General features: G+C 62.9%; 17 protein-coding genes. 10 read left to right on the top strand and 7 right to left on the bottom strand.

What is annotated here, in order from left to right:
• Window positions 1–26: 26 nt before the first annotated feature.
• Both B9A19_RS00360 and B9A19_RS00355 read left to right on the top strand, forming a co-directional pair.
• The gene (locus B9A19_RS00360; RefSeq protein ID WP_084088558.1) at window positions 27–2,162 is read left to right on the top strand and encodes an ATP-binding protein; all 2,136 of its coding nucleotides are present in this window, start codon (window positions 27–29) and stop codon (window positions 2,160–2,162) included.
• Window positions 2,159–2,662 (top strand): putative pterin-binding protein, encoded by a 504-nt coding sequence (locus tag B9A19_RS00355; protein ID WP_084088557.1) that lies wholly within the window; start codon window positions 2,159–2,161, stop codon window positions 2,660–2,662. The genes B9A19_RS00360 and B9A19_RS00355 overlap by 4 nt, the downstream gene beginning before the upstream one ends.
• A gap of 10 nt (window positions 2,663–2,672) precedes the next feature.
• On the opposite strand, the gene B9A19_RS00350 is transcribed toward B9A19_RS00355, so the two are convergent.
• The 5 genes from B9A19_RS00350 to B9A19_RS00330 form a co-directional block, all read right to left on the bottom strand.
• Window positions 2,673–3,389 (bottom strand): LrgB family protein, encoded by a 717-nt coding sequence (locus B9A19_RS00350; protein WP_084088556.1) that lies wholly within the window; start codon window positions 3,387–3,389, stop codon window positions 2,673–2,675.
• On the bottom strand, window positions 3,386–3,727 hold the full coding sequence (locus B9A19_RS00345; RefSeq protein WP_084088555.1) for a CidA/LrgA family protein: 342 nt from the start codon (window positions 3,725–3,727) through the stop codon (window positions 3,386–3,388). The genes B9A19_RS00350 and B9A19_RS00345 overlap by 4 nt, the downstream gene beginning before the upstream one ends.
• Before the next feature lies 1 nt (window position 3,728).
• Window positions 3,729–4,538 carry a glutamate racemase gene (gene murI, locus B9A19_RS00340; RefSeq protein ID WP_084088554.1) on the bottom strand — a complete coding sequence of 270 codons (810 nt, stop codon included), beginning with the start codon at window positions 4,536–4,538 and terminating at the stop codon, window positions 3,729–3,731.
• 130 nt (window positions 4,539–4,668) lie between these two features.
• A complete protein-coding gene (gene pxpA / locus B9A19_RS00335) occupies window positions 4,669–5,379 on the bottom strand; it encodes a 5-oxoprolinase subunit PxpA (protein ID WP_176216715.1) in 711 nt (236 codons plus the stop codon).
• Between the two features lie 153 nt (window positions 5,380–5,532).
• Window positions 5,533–6,417 carry a 2OG-Fe(II) oxygenase gene (locus B9A19_RS00330; RefSeq protein ID WP_084088552.1) on the bottom strand — a complete coding sequence of 295 codons (885 nt, stop codon included), beginning with the start codon at window positions 6,415–6,417 and terminating at the stop codon, window positions 5,533–5,535.
• 270 nt (window positions 6,418–6,687) lie between these two features.
• Between B9A19_RS00330 and purB the strand changes: the two genes are divergently transcribed.
• The 8 genes from purB (at window position 6,688) to B9A19_RS00290 (ending at window position 15,777) form a co-directional block, all read left to right on the top strand.
• Window positions 6,688–8,058, top strand: coding sequence for an adenylosuccinate lyase (purB, locus tag B9A19_RS00325; RefSeq protein WP_084088551.1), 1,371 nt, complete (start codon window positions 6,688–6,690; stop codon window positions 8,056–8,058).
• Between the two features lie 60 nt (window positions 8,059–8,118).
• The gene (locus B9A19_RS00320) at window positions 8,119–9,579 is read left to right on the top strand and encodes a YdgA family protein (protein WP_084088550.1); all 1,461 of its coding nucleotides are present in this window, start codon (window positions 8,119–8,121) and stop codon (window positions 9,577–9,579) included.
• A gap of 151 nt (window positions 9,580–9,730) precedes the next feature.
• Window positions 9,731–10,669 carry a DegV family protein gene (locus B9A19_RS00315; protein ID WP_084088549.1) on the top strand — a complete coding sequence of 313 codons (939 nt, stop codon included), beginning with the start codon at window positions 9,731–9,733 and terminating at the stop codon, window positions 10,667–10,669.
• Between the two features lie 227 nt (window positions 10,670–10,896).
• Window positions 10,897–12,324, top strand: a complete 1,428-nt coding sequence (locus B9A19_RS00310) for a circularly permuted type 2 ATP-grasp protein (RefSeq protein ID WP_084088548.1) — start codon at window positions 10,897–10,899, stop codon at window positions 12,322–12,324.
• A 13-nt stretch (window positions 12,325–12,337) separates the two neighbouring features.
• Entirely contained in the window at window positions 12,338–13,264 is a 927-nt protein-coding gene (locus tag B9A19_RS00305) for an alpha-E domain-containing protein (RefSeq protein ID WP_217806935.1), read from the top strand.
• 2 nt (window positions 13,265–13,266) lie between these two features.
• Window positions 13,267–14,064, top strand: a complete 798-nt coding sequence (locus B9A19_RS00300) for a transglutaminase family protein (protein ID WP_084088547.1) — start codon at window positions 13,267–13,269, stop codon at window positions 14,062–14,064.
• A gap of 72 nt (window positions 14,065–14,136) precedes the next feature.
• Window positions 14,137–14,868 (top strand): proteasome-type protease, encoded by a 732-nt coding sequence (locus B9A19_RS00295; protein ID WP_084088546.1) that lies wholly within the window; start codon window positions 14,137–14,139, stop codon window positions 14,866–14,868.
• 354 nt (window positions 14,869–15,222) lie between these two features.
• Entirely contained in the window at window positions 15,223–15,777 is a 555-nt protein-coding gene (locus B9A19_RS00290; protein ID WP_084088545.1) for a hypothetical protein, read from the top strand.
• Between the two features lie 73 nt (window positions 15,778–15,850).
• On the opposite strand, the gene mnmA is transcribed toward B9A19_RS00290, so the two are convergent.
• Window positions 15,851–16,909: a tRNA 2-thiouridine(34) synthase MnmA gene (mnmA, locus tag B9A19_RS00285; protein WP_084088544.1), complete on the bottom strand. Its 1,059-nt coding sequence runs from the start codon at window positions 16,907–16,909 to the stop codon at window positions 15,851–15,853.
• Window positions 16,906–17,376 (bottom strand): NUDIX hydrolase, encoded by a 471-nt coding sequence (locus tag B9A19_RS00280; protein ID WP_084088543.1) that lies wholly within the window; start codon window positions 17,374–17,376, stop codon window positions 16,906–16,908. Before B9A19_RS00280 ends, mnmA begins: the two co-directional genes overlap by 4 nt.
• Window positions 17,377–17,427 lie beyond the last annotated feature (51 nt).

Below are 17,427 nucleotides of genomic sequence, written 5' to 3'. Positions count from 1 at the left end.
GCAATGCTTACAAGCTTCCCATTGGCATGACCGCGTCCCCGCCGCTCATGAATCCGCGCTTCCTGCGCGCACTATTGCTCGCCTCGATCTTGCTGCTGGTTTCGCTGGGACTGACCGTGCGTTTCGAGCAGCAACAGCGTGAAGAACTGGCCCGGGTTACCGCGTTTTCCAACCAGGACGAGCTGTGGCATTCGGTTGCGCTGAGCCGCGAATACCTCAAGCTGCGCGAGATAGCGGCATTGTCGCGCTTCAATGCCGCTTACTACCTGCAGCTGCGCACCCGCTACGACATTTTTGCCGGCCGCGTGGCAGCGATGCAGAACGGTGCCTTCATGCACCAGTTGATCGACCAGCGTGCCTATGGCGAGCACATGGGGGTGATCAACCGCATGATCACCGATACCGATGCACGCTGGGCGCGTTACCCGATGACGCCGGAAGAGGTTGACCACCTCATCGGCTCGCTCGACCACATCCAGGGCAATCTGCAAACCATCCATGACCTGATCCAGCACGGCTTTGCCGACCAGCTGGACGAAAATGAAAAACTGGTGACGCGACTGGGCCGCACCCGCATTGCGCTGGCCGTGTTCCAGTCGTTGCTGCTGCTGGGCTTTGCCGGCATGGCGCTGTTCGAGCTGCGGCGCAGCCTGCAGCGTGAACACCTGCTGGGCGAGGCCCGCAGTGCCGCGCAGGCAGCCAACGAGGCCAAGAGCCGCTTCCTGGCCAATGTCAGCCACGAGATGCGCACGCCGCTGACCTCGGTGCTGGGTTACGCCGGGCAAACGCTGAAAGACCCGTCGCTGAGCGCGACCTCGCGCCACCAGTTGGGGCTGATCCGCCGCAGCGCCGAATATCTGGCCAGCTTGCTGGGCAATGTGCTCGATGTATCGCGTATCGAGGCCAACCGGGTGCAACTGAACAGCGAGCGACTGTCGCTCTCCAGCCTGGCCGACGATCTGTATGGCCTGTTTGCCTTGCAGGCCAGCGAGAAAGGCATTCTGCTGACTATTGCGCCCCCCCCGGAAAACGCCCCGCAGCTGCAGATCGATGGTGGCAAGCTGCGGCAGATCCTCATCAACCTGATCGGCAATGCGGTCAAGTTCACCCTGCAGGGCCATGTGCACGTGGCCTTCAGCCTGCGCGATGCCCCACAGGGGCGTTTGCAGCTGCAAACCCGCGTCAGCGACACCGGCCCCGGCATTGCCGCCGGCGAACTGACACAGCTGTTCTCGCCCTTCGAGCAAACAGCCAGCGGCCGCGCTGCGGGTGGCAGCGGGCTGGGGCTGGCCATCAGCCGCGAGTTTGCCCGCCTGATGGGCGGCGACGTGGTCTGCAGTGCCAGCAGCTCGGCCGGCAGCGTATTCGACGCCACCGTGCTGGCAGATGCCGCGCCGGACGCAGGCCCGGTCACTACCCCGATACTGGCGGCGCCACAGTTGCACGGGCTGGCCGTGCTGGTGCTGGAGGACCAGGCCATCAACCGGGAATTGCTGGCCGAAATCCTGCGCGGCGCACATGCGGTGGTGACCACGGTGGCCACCCTGCACGATGCGCGCCAATTGCTCACGCACAAGGCCTTTGATGCCGTAGTGCTCGATTACAATCTGCCCGACGGCAACGGGCTGGAGTTCGCACGCTACCTGCGCGCGCAGCAATGGCGTGGCCGCTTGCTGATGCTGAGCGCAGCGCTGCACCCCGGCACCGACGCCCTGGACGCCGCCGGGGTGGACCGCTGGCTGGCCAAGCCATTCGATAGCGCGGAACTGATCGCCGCGCTGGCCGGCCGCGCCGCCCGCAACAATATGCCCGCCCCCATCTCGCCGAGCGATCTGCTCGATATGGACGCCGCCATGCTCAGGCTGGGCTGCAATGCCAGCCGGTATCTGGCTATTGCAACGCGCGGACTGAATCGCATTGAAGAACTGCTGCGCGACTATGCCGCAGACGAGGCAGGCAACCGCAGCCGGCTGGCGCACAGCGCACGCGGTGTTGCCCTGCAGATCGGCGCCATGAGCCTGGCCGCAGCCTGCGGTGATCTGGAGTTTGCACCTGCAGCAGCAAAAGATGCGGCCAGGCTGGACAATATGGACCAGCTGCTGGCGCACACAAGACAGGCGCTGGCAACGCTGACCACCGAAACCCGCAAGGAGAACGCATGATCCCCTCGACCTGGCGTGCGCTGCTTGCCGCCGCCCTCCTGAGCGTGGCAGGTCACGCCGCTGCGCTGGAGCCGCCCAAGGGCGTGCCGGTGCTGACACTGACCGGGCAGATCAGCCACACCAACCAGGGCAAGAGCGCCGTTTTTGACGACGCCATGCTGGCCAGACTGCCGCAGAAAACGCTGCACGTGCATGCACCGTGGTACCCGACCCCGCAAACCTTTGAAGGCCCGCTGCTGCGCGATGTGCTCGACGCTGCCGGCGCCAGCGGCAAGGCGCTGAACCTGACCGCTCTGAATGACTACGTGGTCGCCATCCCCAGCGATGATGCCACCCGCTACGACGTGATCGTGGCGCGCCGCCTCAACGGCAAACCGATGTCGGTGCGCGAGAAGGGGCCACTGTTCGTGATGTACCCGTTCGACAGCAACCCGGAGCTGCGCCAGGCCGAGTATTACCGGCGCTGTGCGTGGCAGCTCAACCGCATCGAAGTGGAATAATCCTGGCGATCTAGTGTGGCCAGAAGGCCAGCACCAGCGGCAGCACCACTGAGGTCCACACGCCGTTCAGCCCCATGGCCAGCCCGGCAAATGCCCCGGCCGTGGGCGACAGCTGGAACGCCCGCGCCGTGCCTACGCCGTGTGCAGCCACACCCAGCGCAAAACCACGCTCCACGTCCCCGTCAACCCTGAGCAGGCGCAACAGCGGCACCACGGCCACCGCACCGACCACGCCGGTGATGATCACCACGTTGGCGGTCAGCGCTGGCAGGCCGCCCAGATGCTCGGCCAGCGCCATGGCGATCGGCGTGGTGACCGACTTGGGCGCAAACGACAGCTGCACCGGCCAGCTCAAACCGAACAGATGCGCCAGCCCCAGCGCCGATACGATGCCGACCACGCCCCCCACCAGCAGTGCAATCATCAGCGGTGCAAGCAGGCTGCGCACGCGCTGCAGGTTGTCGAACAGCGGCACGGCCAGCGCCACGGTAGCCGGCCCCAGCAACCAGTGAAGCGGGCGGGCGCCGGCAAAGTAATCGGGATAAGGCACGCCCAGTACCAGCAGCAAACCAGCCACCAGCACGATGGCCACCAGCACCGGATGCAGCAGTGGAAAATGGCGGGTATGCCGATAAAGCTTTTCAGCCAGCAGATAGGCAAACGCCGTCACCGCCAGCCACAACAGCGGCGCCGCCTTGAGCGGGGCCAACCAGGCTGCGGCATTCATGGGCGGTGCCTCAACAGCCATTTGAGCAACAGCGCCGTCACCGCCAGCGTGATCAACGTAGAGAGCACCAGCACCGCCAGCATGGGCCAGCCCTGCGCGCGCACCTGCGGGTCCAGCGCGATGATGCCGACGCCGGCCGGCACAAACAGCAAGCCCAGATAGCCGAGCAAAGCCTGCGCCACCTTGGCGACACGTTCATCGACGCCCCGCCGCAGCATGCACCATGCCGCCAGCAGCAACATGCCCAGCACCGGCCCCGGCAAGGGCAGATGCAAGAGCTGGCTGAGCAATTCGCCCAGCAGCTGGAACACGATCAGCAGCGTGATGCCATAGAGCATCTCACAACTCCACGCGGTCTATCCGGTTGAGGCTGCGACCGAGAAAGCGCTCGCCGATGGTCTGGAACTTGACCGGCACATCGGTCACCACATACCGATAGTCCGGCATGGCACGGCTGGTGTTGGCCAGGCCCTGCGCCTGCAACAGCTCGGCGGTCTGGTCGGCAATCGACAATGCCGAATCAACCAGCTGCATGCGGTCACCGGTCACATCCAGCAGCAGTGGCTTGAGCAGCGGATAGTGGGTGCAGCCCAGCACCAGGGTGTCGATCTGCTCGACAAATACCGGCTTGAGGTATTCCTGTGCGGTCAGCCGCGTGACCGGATGATCCAGCCACCCCTCCTCCACCAGCGGCACGAACAACGGACAGGCTTGCGAATACACGTGCTTGTCCGGGCTGAGCTGGTGGATGGCGCGCGCATAGGCATTGGAATTGATGGTGGTGGGCGTACCGATCACGCCAATCCCGCCCGAGCGGGTACGGGCAATGGCATTCTTCGCCCCGGCCTCGATGACGTCGAGCACCGGCACCGGCGATTTGGCCCGCACCACGTCGGCGGCCACTGCGGCCATGGTATTGCAGGCGATGATCAGCAGTTTCACGTCTTGCTGCAGCAGGAAGTCGGCAATCTGCTGGGTGAAATGCTGGATGGTCGACACCGACTTCACGCCATAAGGCACGCGCGCGGTATCGCCGAAGTAGACGATGTTTTCAAACGGCAGCCGGTCCATCAGCGCGCGTACGACGGTCAGGCCGCCAACGCCGGAATCGAATACGCCAATGGGATGGGAGGGCAGCGACTGAGCCATGCAACAGGATCCGGAGCTTCCAAAACCGGCATTCTACGCCGCGCCAACGAACACTGGACAGGCGGGGAAAAACAAACAGCGGCTTTTGTGACGGAATTACATCCGCCACACCCGCCGCAAGCGAAGCGGCTCAGGCTGCGATCAACTTGCCGCGCAGCGCCCGCACAAACGCCAGGGCGTGCGGATTGTCGCCATGTACGCACAGCGTATCGGCCTGCACCGGCAGCCAGCTGCCATCGACGGCTGTCACGCCCCCTTGCTCCACCAGGCTCAGCGCCTGCGCCAGCGCGGCTTCCTCATCCAGCACCGCACCGGGCAAGTCACGCGGTTGCAGCGTGCCATCGGACCGGTAGGCACGATCGGCAAATGCCTCGCTGATCACATCCAGCCCGGCCTGCCTGCCGGCAGCCAGCAATTCGCCCCCCGCCAACCCCATCAGCGCAAGACCGGGGTCGATTTCGCGCACGGTATCGGCGATCAGTTTGGCCAGCACCGGGTCACGTGCAGCATCGTTGTAGAGCGCGCCATGCGGCTTGACGTAGGAAAAAGACACGCCTGCCTCGAAACAGACCGCCTTGAGCGACCACAGCTGCGCGGTGATGTCGATCACCAGCCGGGATGGCGCCAGCGGCATGCTGCGGCGGCCGAAGTTGGCGCGGTCGGGGTAGCTGGGGTGGGCGCCGATGCGCACGCCATGCGCACGCGCCAGCAACACGGTCGCACGCATGGTGTCGACGTCGCCGGCATGGCCACCACAGGCCACATTGGCCGAGTTGATCAAGGGCATCAGCGCGGCATCGTTGGGGGCGCCTTCGCCAAGATCAGCGTTGAGATCAATCATGCTTGCTGCCACTGCCATTCCCCTGCGGATTCGGGTACAGGCTTCAGCATAGCCCTTTTATTGCACTGCACCATAATTTCCTGCCGCGCGGCCAAGAACTGAAAAAGGCGAGGCCGCAGCCTCGCCTTGCGAACGCAAACCACCTTCTGCGCATCAACCGCCGTAGCGATGCTGCCGCAGCCACTTGGTGGCGATCCACTTCTCTCCTTCGATGACCGGGTTGCCGCCATGCAGGGTGAGCGGGTCAACCTGATCGAGGCTGTTGCAGTACTCGAAGTACACCGCCGAGCCCTTCTTGGGCGCAACGGCCAGGCCCAGCTCGGGGAAGATGGTCTCGCCACCGGCCGGTACGTCGTTCAGATACATCACCAGCGTGGAAATCCGCTGGCCACCCTGGCCAAGATGCACCTTGCTGCCTTCGTCGCTGGGCGGGAAGTAATCAAAGTGCGGCTTGTATTCCCCACCGACCTTGTAATTGAGGATCTGGATGCCCTCGCCGTTTTCCACCGGCCAGCTCATCAGCTCGGCCAGGCGGCGGTCGATATTGGCAATCAGCGGATTTTCGTTGATCGCGAAGAACGCACCATAGCTGGTACGGTCGGCAATCACCGCATCGCCACCGGTCTTGGGATCAACCGTCATCGAGCGCTTGAGCTTGTCCGACGACAGCCGGATCATTTCGTCGCACTCTTCCGCGGTCAGCACGTTTTCCAGTACCACCACATAGGGCTTGTTGATGCGGGTGACCACACGCACGGTCAGATCATGCGTCTGGATGGTGTTGCCGGCGGGCGCCAGCCTGGGGGCTTCGTATTGATAACCGGTTTGCGCTGCGCGCTGGCCGGCAGAGGGCTCCGAGGCCTGTGCCGCCGGCACCTGGCGCAAGGCGCTGAAGTGAAAAACGATCGCATTGGCGAACATCGGTTCGAATTGATGCGACACCATGACTTCAACCAGCGACTGCGGCGTGCAGCCGCGTGCCAGATTGTCCTGCAGCCAGCTCTGCCATTCAGGAGACAGTTCGGCAATCTTGTCCATTTATCTACTCCATCCTCGTGATGGACTCGTATATACGGTCCATTTTTTATGTAAGGACTATTGTCAGCCAGCCGCGGGCCAAAGTCATCCGCTTTCCACGTTGCATTGCAATATATGCGCAACGCGCCACACCCGGCAGTAATGCGCCTGCACTATTGCATGGCAGCATTGCTGCGCCCCCTTGGCAAGTATTGCCCGCCGGGCGGGGGCAGGCGCGTGATCTGGCTGTGCTAGAATTCCGCCTTTGTTTCGATCCGCTGCAGACCGCTCATGGAACTCTCCGCACTGACCGCCCTCTCGCCGCTCGACGGCCGTTATGAAAAGCAACTCGCCGACCTGCGCCCTCATTTTTCGGAATATGCGCTGGTAAAGAACCGCGTAACCGTTGAAGTGGCGTGGCTGAAGGCGCTGGCAGCGGAAAGCGCCATTGCGGAAATCAAGCCCTTCTCGGCCGCCACCATTGCCGAGCTGGATCGCGTCGTCGCCGACTTCTCGCCCGAGCACGCGCTGGAAGTGAAGACCATCGAACGCACTACCAATCACGACGTCAAGGCGGTCGAGTACTGGATGAAGGAGCGCCTGTCGGGCAATGCCGAAGTCAGCGCCGCGTCCGAGTTCATCCACTTTGCCTGCACGTCGGAAGACATCAACAACCTCAGCCACGCGCTGATGCTCAAGGGCGCGCGTGACAGCGTGCTGGTGGGCAAGCTGCGCGAGATCGTGCTCAAGTTCAAGGAGCTGGCGCACGCGCTGGCCGACGCCCCGATGATGAGCCGCACGCACGGCCAGCCGGCCACGCCGACCACCATGGGCAAAGAAATGGCCAACGTGGCCTATCGTCTGGAGCGCCAGCTGGCACGCCTGGAAAACATCGAGCTGCTGGGCAAGATCAACGGTGCGGTCGGCAACTACAACGCCCACCTGTCGGCCTACCCGGAATTCGACTGGGAAGGCTTCTGCCGCCGCTTCGTGGAAGGTCTGGGCATCGGTTTCAATCCATACACCATCCAGATCGAGCCGCATGATTACATGAGCGAGCTGTACGACACGTTCGCGCGCATCAACACCATCCTGATCGATACCAACCGCGACATCTGGGGCTACATCTCGCTGGGCTTCTTCAAGCAGAAGGTCAACAAGAACGAAGTCGGCAGCTCGACCATGCCGCACAAGGTCAACCCGATCGACTTCGAAAACTCGGAAGGCAATCTGGGCCTCGCCAACGCGCTGCTGACCCATCTGAGCCAGAAGCTGCCGGTATCGCGCTGGCAGCGCGACCTGACCGACTCGACCGTGCTGCGCAATATGGGCGTGGGCCTCGGTTACGCACTGCTGGGCTATGTGTCGGCGCTCAAGGGCCTGAACAAGCTGGAAGTGAACCGCCAGGCCATGGTGGACGACCTGAACGATAACTGGGAAGTGCTGGCCGAGCCGATCCAGACCGTGATGCGCCGCTATGGCGTGCCCAATCCGTACGAACAGCTGAAAGAGCTGACCCGTGGCCAGCGCGGCATCACGCGTGAAACACTGGCCGTGTTCATCGACGGGCTGGCGATTCCGGATGCCGAGAAGACCCGCCTGAAAGAACTGACCCCGGCCGGCTACCTTGGCAAGGCTGAGGAACTGGCCCGCCGCATCTAACCGCAGCATCCAGCCCGGGCCGGCCCGCAGCCGGCCCATCCAAGCAAGGGATTACACAGGGTGAAACGTAACGTTCTGATCGCTGGTGCAGCCGCCGTCGTCGTGCTGGCCGCCAGCTATGTTGGTGGTGCCTGGTTTGCCGGCGCTGCCGCCGAAACCACGCTGCAAAAGCAGCACGAATGGCTGACCGGCCTGCCCTATTTCATCGTGAAGAACCGCCAGTACGAACGCGGCTGGTTCAGCTCGACCGAAAAGACCACGCTCAAGGTCAATCCCGAGCTGTACCGCTTTGCGCTGGAGAAGGAAGGCGAGCCGCTGCCGGAATTCGAAGTCACCTACACCCAGCACATCACGCACGGCCCGCTGCCGCTGCTGAGCCACTTCAACCTGCACCCGTACAAGGCGGTGGTGACCACCGACTTCGAGTTCGCACCGGCCACCAAGAAGCTGCTGGACAAGTTCTTTGGCGACAAGACACCGATCAGCATCGAGAACCGCATCGGTTTTGATGACGACGGCGTGATCAAGGTCAAGGTGCCGGGTTTCGATTACGAAGAAGCCATTTCCGGCGTCAAGGCCAAGTGGCTGGGGCTGGATACCACAGTGGATTACGGCGGCGACTTCAATCGCGTCAAGATCGACCTGAATGCCCCCGGCCTGTCCGGCGAAGCCAAGGGCAAGGGCACGTTCGACTTCAAGAACCTGCAAGTTACCCTCGATCACACGCGCGGCAAGACCGGGCTGATGGTGGGACAGACGCTGGCACATTTCGACAGCCTTGACGTGAACCTGCAGGAAGGCACGCCGCTCAAACTGCGTCTGGAAAACGCCGGCTATACCGGCAAGCTGGTGGAGAACGGCGAATTCATCGACGGCACAGCCGAATTCAAGCTGGCCAAGCTGGTGCTGGACGGCAAGCCCTATGGCCCGGCCGAGCTGCAAGCCAGTGCCCGCCACCTGCACGGCCCGACGCTGGCCAAGCTGGGCGACGCCTTCACCGCGCTGCAGAAGAAACCGATCAAGCGTGACCAGTTTGCCGATCAGCTCTCCAAGCTGGCGCACGATGAAGGCATGCCGCTGCTTGAGCACGATCCGCAACTGGCCATCGACAAGCTGGAAGTGAAGCTGCCGGATGGCGACATCCACTTCAACGGTTCGGTGGGCCTCAAGGGCTTCCAGCGTGGTGATATCGACAAGCCGGTCGAGCTGGTGAAAAAGCTCAACGCCAAGGCCGACTTCAAGGTGCCGCGCAAGGTGGTGGAAACCGTGATCGCCTGGCAGGCCACGCGCATGTTTGGCGGGCCGGATTCGGGCATCTCGCAGGCCGATCTCGATTACCTCGCCGGCCAGTTCGTCGAGGGCCAGATCAACCGCCTGGCCGAGCAAAAGCTGATCCGCGTCGAAGGCGACATGCTGGCGGCCACCGCCGACCTCAGCAAGGGTGCCTTTACGCTCAATGGCGTGAACGTGCCGATGCCGTGGGCGGCCAGCAGCCCGGCCGCAGCAGAACCCGCCAAGTAAGCCGCAATTCATGGCAAAGAAACGGGGGCGCAAGCCCCCGTTTTGCATTGCGCCGCCTGTCGCTAAAACCCGTCGCTTTGGTATTGGCCTGATTGACAGCGGCATATCACATTTACATCATGCACGACCGTTTTGTTACATAGGTATTGCCATGCGTATCGGCATCGTCACCGATTCCTGCTGCGATCTGCCGCGTGCTTTCCTCGACCGGCACCAGATCGAAATCCTGCCGATCACGATCCGCAGCGGTGAGACCACCTTCATCGACAAGCGTGACCCCAAGGCCACCCAGCAGTTCTACAAGAGTCTGGGCGATGCCGAATACCTGTCCGAACCATTCAGCGTCGACGCCATCAGCCAGCGCTTTCTGGAACGACTAGTGGTCGAATTCGACTATGTGTTCTGCCTGACAGTGATGAGCTCGCGCAGCAAGATTTTCGACAATGCCACGCAGGCGGCGCGTGCCATCCTTACCGACTACCGCCCCATCCGCGAGGCCGCCGGCCATACCCGTCCATTCAGCCTGCGCGTGTTCGACAGCCAGAACCTGTTTGTCGGCCAGGGTTTGATCGTGGCCGAAGCAGCCCGGCTGGCCGAGCAGGACGCCACCACCTCGGCCATCATCGCGCGCATTGAGCAATTGAGCCACTGCACGCAGGCTTTCCTGATCCCGTCCGACCTCAGCCAGCTGCGCAACAATGCGCGCCGCAAGGGCGACAAGAGCGTGGGGCTGGCCAGCTACCTGCTAGGCAGTGCACTCGACATCAAGCCGGTAATCCGTGGTTTCCAGGGCGATACGCACCCGGTGGCCAAGGTACGCGGCTTTGAAGCCGGCGTGAACAAGCTGTTCAACCTCGCCATCAAGCTGATCGAGGGCAAGCACCTGCTGTCCAGCATCGTCACCGTGAGCTTTGGCGGCGATCCGGCCGAGGTCGCGCAGCTACCCGGCTATGTCGATCTGGTGGCCTGCGCCGCGCGACACGGCGTTGACGTGCTGGTGAGCGAAATGAGCGTGACTGCCGGCGTGAACATCGGCGCGGGCGGGCTGGCACTGGCCTTTGCCGCCGAACACGAAATCCCGTTCGACTGATTGCACGCCAGCTTTGTCACAGACCGCCGATTGGCGGTCTGTTGCTTTGCGGCGCCTGAAAACGGGGCAATGCACTGCAGACGGCACGCCTGCATGCACAGCTTTGGCGCAAGCCCGCAGGGGCATTTAGCCACCTGCAGCCAGCCAATGCAGCAAATACGGGGCATGACGCGCCTTGGCGCGGAGCTTGCTAGTACAGCAGCATCTCGCACCGCCAGGATGACCCCATGCACCGCATCGAACCCCCTGCCGCCAGTATTTACGACGAGATGCTCGGCGCCGATCTCTCCGTGCGCCCCCACTACGATGAATTCCTGCGCTGGCTCAACCAGCAAAGCGCCGACACGCTGGCGCAGCGCCGCCAGGAAGCCGAGCTGCTGTTCCACCGCGTCGGCATCACCTTTGCCGTGTACGGCGACAACCCGGATGCCGAGCGGCTGATTCCGTTCGATACCATCCCGCGCATCCTGCCCGCTGGTGAATGGCGCACGCTGGAGGCCGGCCTGCGCCAGCGCGTGACCGCGCTCAATGCCTTCCTGCACGACATCTATCACGAGGGCCACATCCTCAAGGCCGGGCTGATCCCGGCCGAACAGGTACTGGCCAACGCGCAATACCAGACCGCGATGCGCGGCGTGAACCTGCCGCACGGCATTTACTCGCACATCAGCGGCGTGGACGTTATCCGCCACAACGACGGCCAGTATTACGTGCTGGAGGACAATCTGCGCGTGCCGTCCGGCGTGTCCTACATGCTGGAAAACCGCAAGATGATGATGCGGCTGTTCCCCGAGCTGTTCGCCCGCCATGCCGTCGCGCCTGTCGAGCACTACCCCAGCTTGCTGCTGGATACCTTGCGCCATGCCACCCATGCCGACAACCCGACCGTGGTGGTGCTCACACCGGGGCATTTCAACAGCGCCTATTTCGAGCATGCCTTCCTCGCACAGCAAATGGGCGTGGAGCTGGTGGAGGGGCGTGACCTGTTCGTGCGCAACGAACGCGTTTACATGCGCACCACAGCCGGCCACAAGCAGGTGGACGTGATCTACCGCCGCGTCGACGACGTGTTCCTCGACCCACTGGCTTTCCGCCCCGATTCCATGTTGGGGGTGCCCGGTCTGCTGGCGGCGTATCGCGCCGGCAATGTGGTACTGGCCAATGCAATCGGTACCGGCGTGGCCGACGACAAATCCATTTACCCCTATGTACCGGACATGGTGCGCTTTTATCTGAGCGAAGAACCGCTGCTCAACAACGTACCCACCTGGCAGTGCCGCAACCCGAGCGAGCTGTCGCACGTGCTGGCGCACCTGGATGAACTGGTGGTGAAGGAAGTCCACGGCGCCGGCGGCTACGGCATGTTGATCGGCCCCAAGGCCAGCCGCGCCGAGATCGACGACTTCCGTGCCCGACTGATCGCCGATCCGGCCAATTACATCGCCCAGCCCACCCTGGCACTATCGACCTGCCCGACCTTTGTCGAGGAAGGCATTGCGCCGCGCCATATCGACCTGCGCCCCTTCGTGCTGGCAGGCAAGGACGTCAAGATCGTGCCGGGCGGACTGGCGCGCGTGGCGCTGCAGCGTGGCTCGCTAGTGGTGAATTCATCGCAGGGCGGCGGCACCAAGGACGCCTGGGTGCTGGAAGCGTAAAGGAGACGAGAACATGATGCTGAGCCGAACCGCCGATCACCTGTACTGGATGAGCCGCTATCTGGAGCGTGCCGAAAACTTGGCGCGTTTGCTGGACGTGAGCTTCAGCCTGGCGCTGCTGCCGCAATCGCAGAACGGCGCGCGCGCCGAGATCAGCGCACCGCTGGTCATCACCGAAATGCTGGATGAATACAACCGCCGCCACGACGAGCTGACGCCGGAAAAACTGCTGCACTTCGTTGCACTGGACCGCAGCAACCCCGCCAGCATCGTCAGCTGCATCCGCCAGGCGCGCGAGAACGCGCATGCGGTGCGTGGCAAGATCACCGCCGAGATGTGGGAGAACATCAACGCCACCTGGATCGAAGCGCGCGACTACGCCACGCGCGGCATCGACAACGTCGGCGCCTTCTTCGACTGGGTGAAGGAGCGCTCGCACCTGTTCCGTGGCGTGACCTATGGCACCATCCTGCGCGGCGATGCCTACAGCTTCATCCGGCTGGGCACCTTCATCGAGCGCGCCGACAACACCGCCCGCCTGCTGGACGTGAAAGCCCACCTGCTGCAGGTGGAAGCCAGCGCATCTGACTATTACGCCTGGAGCGCCTTGCTGAAGGCACTGTCGGCCTACGAGGCCTATCTGGAAATCTACCGCGATGCCGTCACCGCCCGGCAGGTGACCGAGATGCTGATCCTGTCACCCCGCCTGCCACGCTCGCTGCGCGCCTGCCTGGAGGCCATCTGCAAGATCCTGGCGCAGATCGAGGGCGACAACGGCCGGCTGGCGCAGCGCGATGCCGCCGCGCTGCTGGCACAGCTCAAGTTTGCCAGCGTGGACGAGATTGTTGCCGATGGCCTGCACGACTATCTGAGCCAGCGGCTGATCGACATCAACGGGCTGGGTGACCGCATCTACCAGGCCTATCTGAAAGCCGCCTGATCATGCGCCTGCACATCCATCATGAAACCGTCTACCGCTACGACAGCACGCTGGCGCACAGCGCGCAATTGCTGCGGCTGACACCCCGGCTAGATGACGGCCAGCGGATCGTGGACTGGCAACTGTCGCTGCCCGCTCCCGCCAGTGCCGGTACGGATGCCTATGGCAACCGGCAGCACCTGCTGGTGCTGGATACGCCGCGCGACCTGATTCATATCGTGGCCGAAGGCGTGGTGGAAACCCACCCGGCCACAGCCGCTGCCGACGATGCAACCCTGCCCGCAGCGCTATTCCTGCGCGACACCCCGCTGACCCGCTGCGATGCGGGGTTGGGCGCGTTTGCCGACACCTACCGCAACCTGATCGCCCGGCACGGCCGCGAAGCACTGCTCGACCTGATGGCCGACCTGCTCGACCGCATGCCCTACCGGCTGGGCGGCACGCATGCCGGCACGCCCGCTGCCGACGCCTTTGCGCTGGGACAGGGCGTGTGCCAGGACCACGCACACGTGTTCATCGCCGCCTGCCGCCAACTGGGCCTGCCGGCGCGCTATGTGAGCGGCTATCTGTTTACCGAGCACGACGGCCACGTGGCCAGCCACGCCTGGGCTGAAGTCTGCTGCGGCGGGCACTGGCATGGTTTCGATGTCAGCAACAACTGCATACCGGACGAGCGCTATGTGCGGCTGGCCATCGGCCTTGATTACCTCGAAGCCGGCCCGGTGCGCGGCGTGCGGCGTGGTGGCGGACAGGAGTCGCTGCATTCGCTGGCACGCGTAGCACTGGCACAGCAGCAATAGGCGCTCGACTATCGCACTGGGTGGCTGGCGTACAATGGGGCGAATCTGCCCCGGTTTTATCGGATTTACCGCATGACTTACTGCGTTGCCATGGCCCTGCAAGACGGGCTGCTGTTTGCCTCCGACTCGCGCACCAATGCCGGGGTCGATCACATCGCCACCTTCCGCAAGATGCACGTGTTCGAAACTGCCGGCGAGCGCCTGGTGGTGTTGCTGAGTGCCGGTAACCTGGCCACCACGCAAAGCGTGATCAGCCTGCTGCGCAGTCGCTGCGGCGGTGACGGCGCCAGCCTGCTGACCGTACCGACCATGTACGCCGCCGCCGAACTGGTCGGCCAGGCGGTGCGCGAAGTGATCGCCCGTGACAGCGGTGGCGAGATGACGCAAGGCGTCGATTTCAGCTGTTCCATCCTGCTGGGCGGGCAAATCCATGGCGAAGCACCGCGCCTGTTCAACGTCTATGCCGCCGGCAACTTCATCGAAGCCACCGAGGACACGCCCTACTTCCAGATCGGCGAAGCCAAATACGGCAAACCCATCATCGACCGCGTGGTGCGCCACGACACGGCGCTGAAGGAAGCGCTCAAGTGCACGCTGATTTCGTTCGATTCGACCATACGCAGCAATCTGTCGGTCGGCCTGCCGGTGGACGTGTTGAGCTATCGCCGCGACAGCTATGCCCCGGCCAAGCCGTATCGGGTGACTGAGCATGACCCCTACTTCAACAGCATCCGCCAGCGCTGGGGGGCGGGGTTGCGGCAGGTGTTCAGCGAGCTGGATGATGCAGGGTGGTTTGAGCAGTAAGTGCCGTACTGCGGGCGGCTTTTTTCTGCATCACCCGAGGCATCAGTTAAGCGCCTGCGGCGCACTTCTTAAGTGCCGGTTCCGCCCGGCGGACAGGTTAAGGGATGGTCTCGCCCATCCCTTAACAATCCCAGGCGACCCTACTAAAGCGCCCCTGCGGGGTTCCCTGCGCTGCGCGCCAAGCCCCGCGGGTCGGTAACTCGGCCCTTTGGGCCTCAAACATCCCTCCCCTTCATCCGGGCTTGGCTGTGCTGCTCGGCGCTTCAGAAGGGATTGGGGTGGTGTGCCACGGGCAGTTGGCATCGTATTGAAAAATCGATTTCTGACCAAGAACACCTATTGAGAATCCACACCATGCATGCCGAGTTTCTGCAGCAAGTCGATGAGGAATGGTGCAGCGCTCCGTCGATCAAAGTGCACCTCAGCCAGCAGGTCACGAGAATAGCGAGGTCTGTTGGCATAACGGTCACGCCAACATCAGCACTGCGCGTGGATATATGCGCGGATGGTGATTGGTCAATCTTTGATGGGATCGCCTGTGCTTGTGGTTTGGTTGCGATCGGATTTTCCAATGCGCTAATCCTCATTGATCCGATCAATCGGACCAGTACAAGCTTCCAGCTCGACGGGTACTTCAGCCGTATTTACCCAAATACAGAGGAAACCCTTGAGGAATACAGCAGAGTATTCTCATTTCTGGTCACCTCTGCTTCTGAGCTCATCTGCATTTCGCCATCGGGAACACCCGCCTGGCGCACCGAAGGCCTTGCCATTGATGGCGTAGTCATCCATTCAATCAAGAACGGCCTGGTCCACGGCTCGGGGGAATGGGATCCACCTGGCGGCTGGCAACCCTTTGCGATTGACTTGAATTCAGGCATTCCTGCTTCAGTGGTACAACAAAGCTGACAAACAGCTCAGCCATGATGAAAAACAGCCAGCGCTCATCACGCTGGCCGTCCCAATACCCGCATCAAAAAAACTACTGAATGATGCCCCCGCCCAAGCACACATCGCCGTCATACAACACCATCGACTGCCCCGGCGTCACCGCCCATTGCGCTTCGTCGAAGGTCAGCAGTACGCCGTCGTCCTGATAGGCCAGCGTACAGGCAGCATCCTGCTGACGGTAGCGCGTCTTGGCGGTGTAGCGCCCCTCGGCCGGGGCTTCGCCCAGTATCCATGAGCAATCGCGTGCGAACAGCGTGGGCTTGAGCAGCAGCGGGTGGTCGTGCCCCTGCACCACGATCAGCTCGTTGGCGGCCATGTCCTTGCCGGCGACGAACCACGGCAGGCCTTCACCGCCAATACCCAGGCCCTGGCGCTGGCCGATGGTGTAGTACATCAGGCCCATGTGCTCGCCCACCACGCGGCCTTCCGGCGTGCGCATCTTTCCCGGGATCTTGGGCAGGTAGCGGTTCAGGAACTCGCGGAACGGCCGCTCGCCGATGAAACAGATGCCAGTGCTGTCCTTCTTGCGCGCATTGGGCAGCTTGATCTGCTCGGCAATCTCGCGCACTGCGGACTTCTGCAGGCCGCCGAGCGGGAACACCGCCTGACTGACCTGCTGTTGCGACAAACGATAGAGGAAGTAGGTCTGGTCCTTGCTCTGGTCGGCCGCGCGGATCAGCTCGGTGCGGCCATCGGGGCGCAGGCGATTGCCGGCATAGTGGCCGGTGGCCATCTTCACCCCGCCCAGCTCGATGGCGTAATCGAGGAAGCATTTGAACTTGATTTCGCTATTGCACAGGATGTCCGGGTTCGGCGTACGGCCGGCCGAGTATTCGGCCAGGAAGTAGCTGAACACACGGTCCTTGTATTGCGCGGCGAAGTTCACCAGCTCGATGTCGATGCCCAGCAGGTCGGCCACCGCAATGGCGTCCATGCTGTCTTCCTTGATCGAGCAGTACTCGTCGTTGTTGTCGTCTTCCCAGTTCTGCATAAACACGCCATGCACTTCGAAGCCCTGTTGCTGCAACAGGTGCGCAGTGACAGACGAATCCACCCCGCCGGACAGGCCAACCACGATCTTGTCGCTCATGGTGCGGCCTCCCGCGTTGCAGCGTCGAAATCACGCAGCAGCGCCAGCGGATAGCGTTTGCCGGCCAGATAGTCGTCAATGCACGCCAGCAGCAAGGGGCTGCGGTGCTCGGCGCTGCGCGCCACGATCTCGTCGCGGCTGAGCCACACGGCAGCCTCGATGCCATCATCAAGCTGCGCGCTGGCATCAAAACCGGTCACGTCGGCGGCAAAGGCAAAGCGCAGATAGGTCAGCTCCGGCCGCTCGGGCGGGCTCCACTGATAGATGCCCACCAAGGCGGTCGGCACCGCGTGGTGTGCGGTTTCCTCAAAGGTTTCGCGCACACAGGCCGCCACGATGGATTCGCCCTGCTCGACATGGCCGGCAGGCTGGTTGAGCTTGCGCGCACCAAGAATGCGCTCTTCCACCAGCAGGAACTTGCCGTCACGCTCGATGACCGCTGCGACGGTGGCATTGGGTTTCCACATACAACAATCAATTTCTCATGCAAAACAGGATTTTACCCGAAGCCCCACCGC

Origin of the sequence: Andreprevotia lacus DSM 23236 (assembly GCF_900176275.1) — a bacterium.
GTDB classification, from domain to species: Bacteria; Pseudomonadota; Gammaproteobacteria; order Burkholderiales; family Chitinibacteraceae; genus Andreprevotia; species Andreprevotia lacus.
This window is presented reverse-complemented; position numbering and strand designations above follow the sequence as displayed.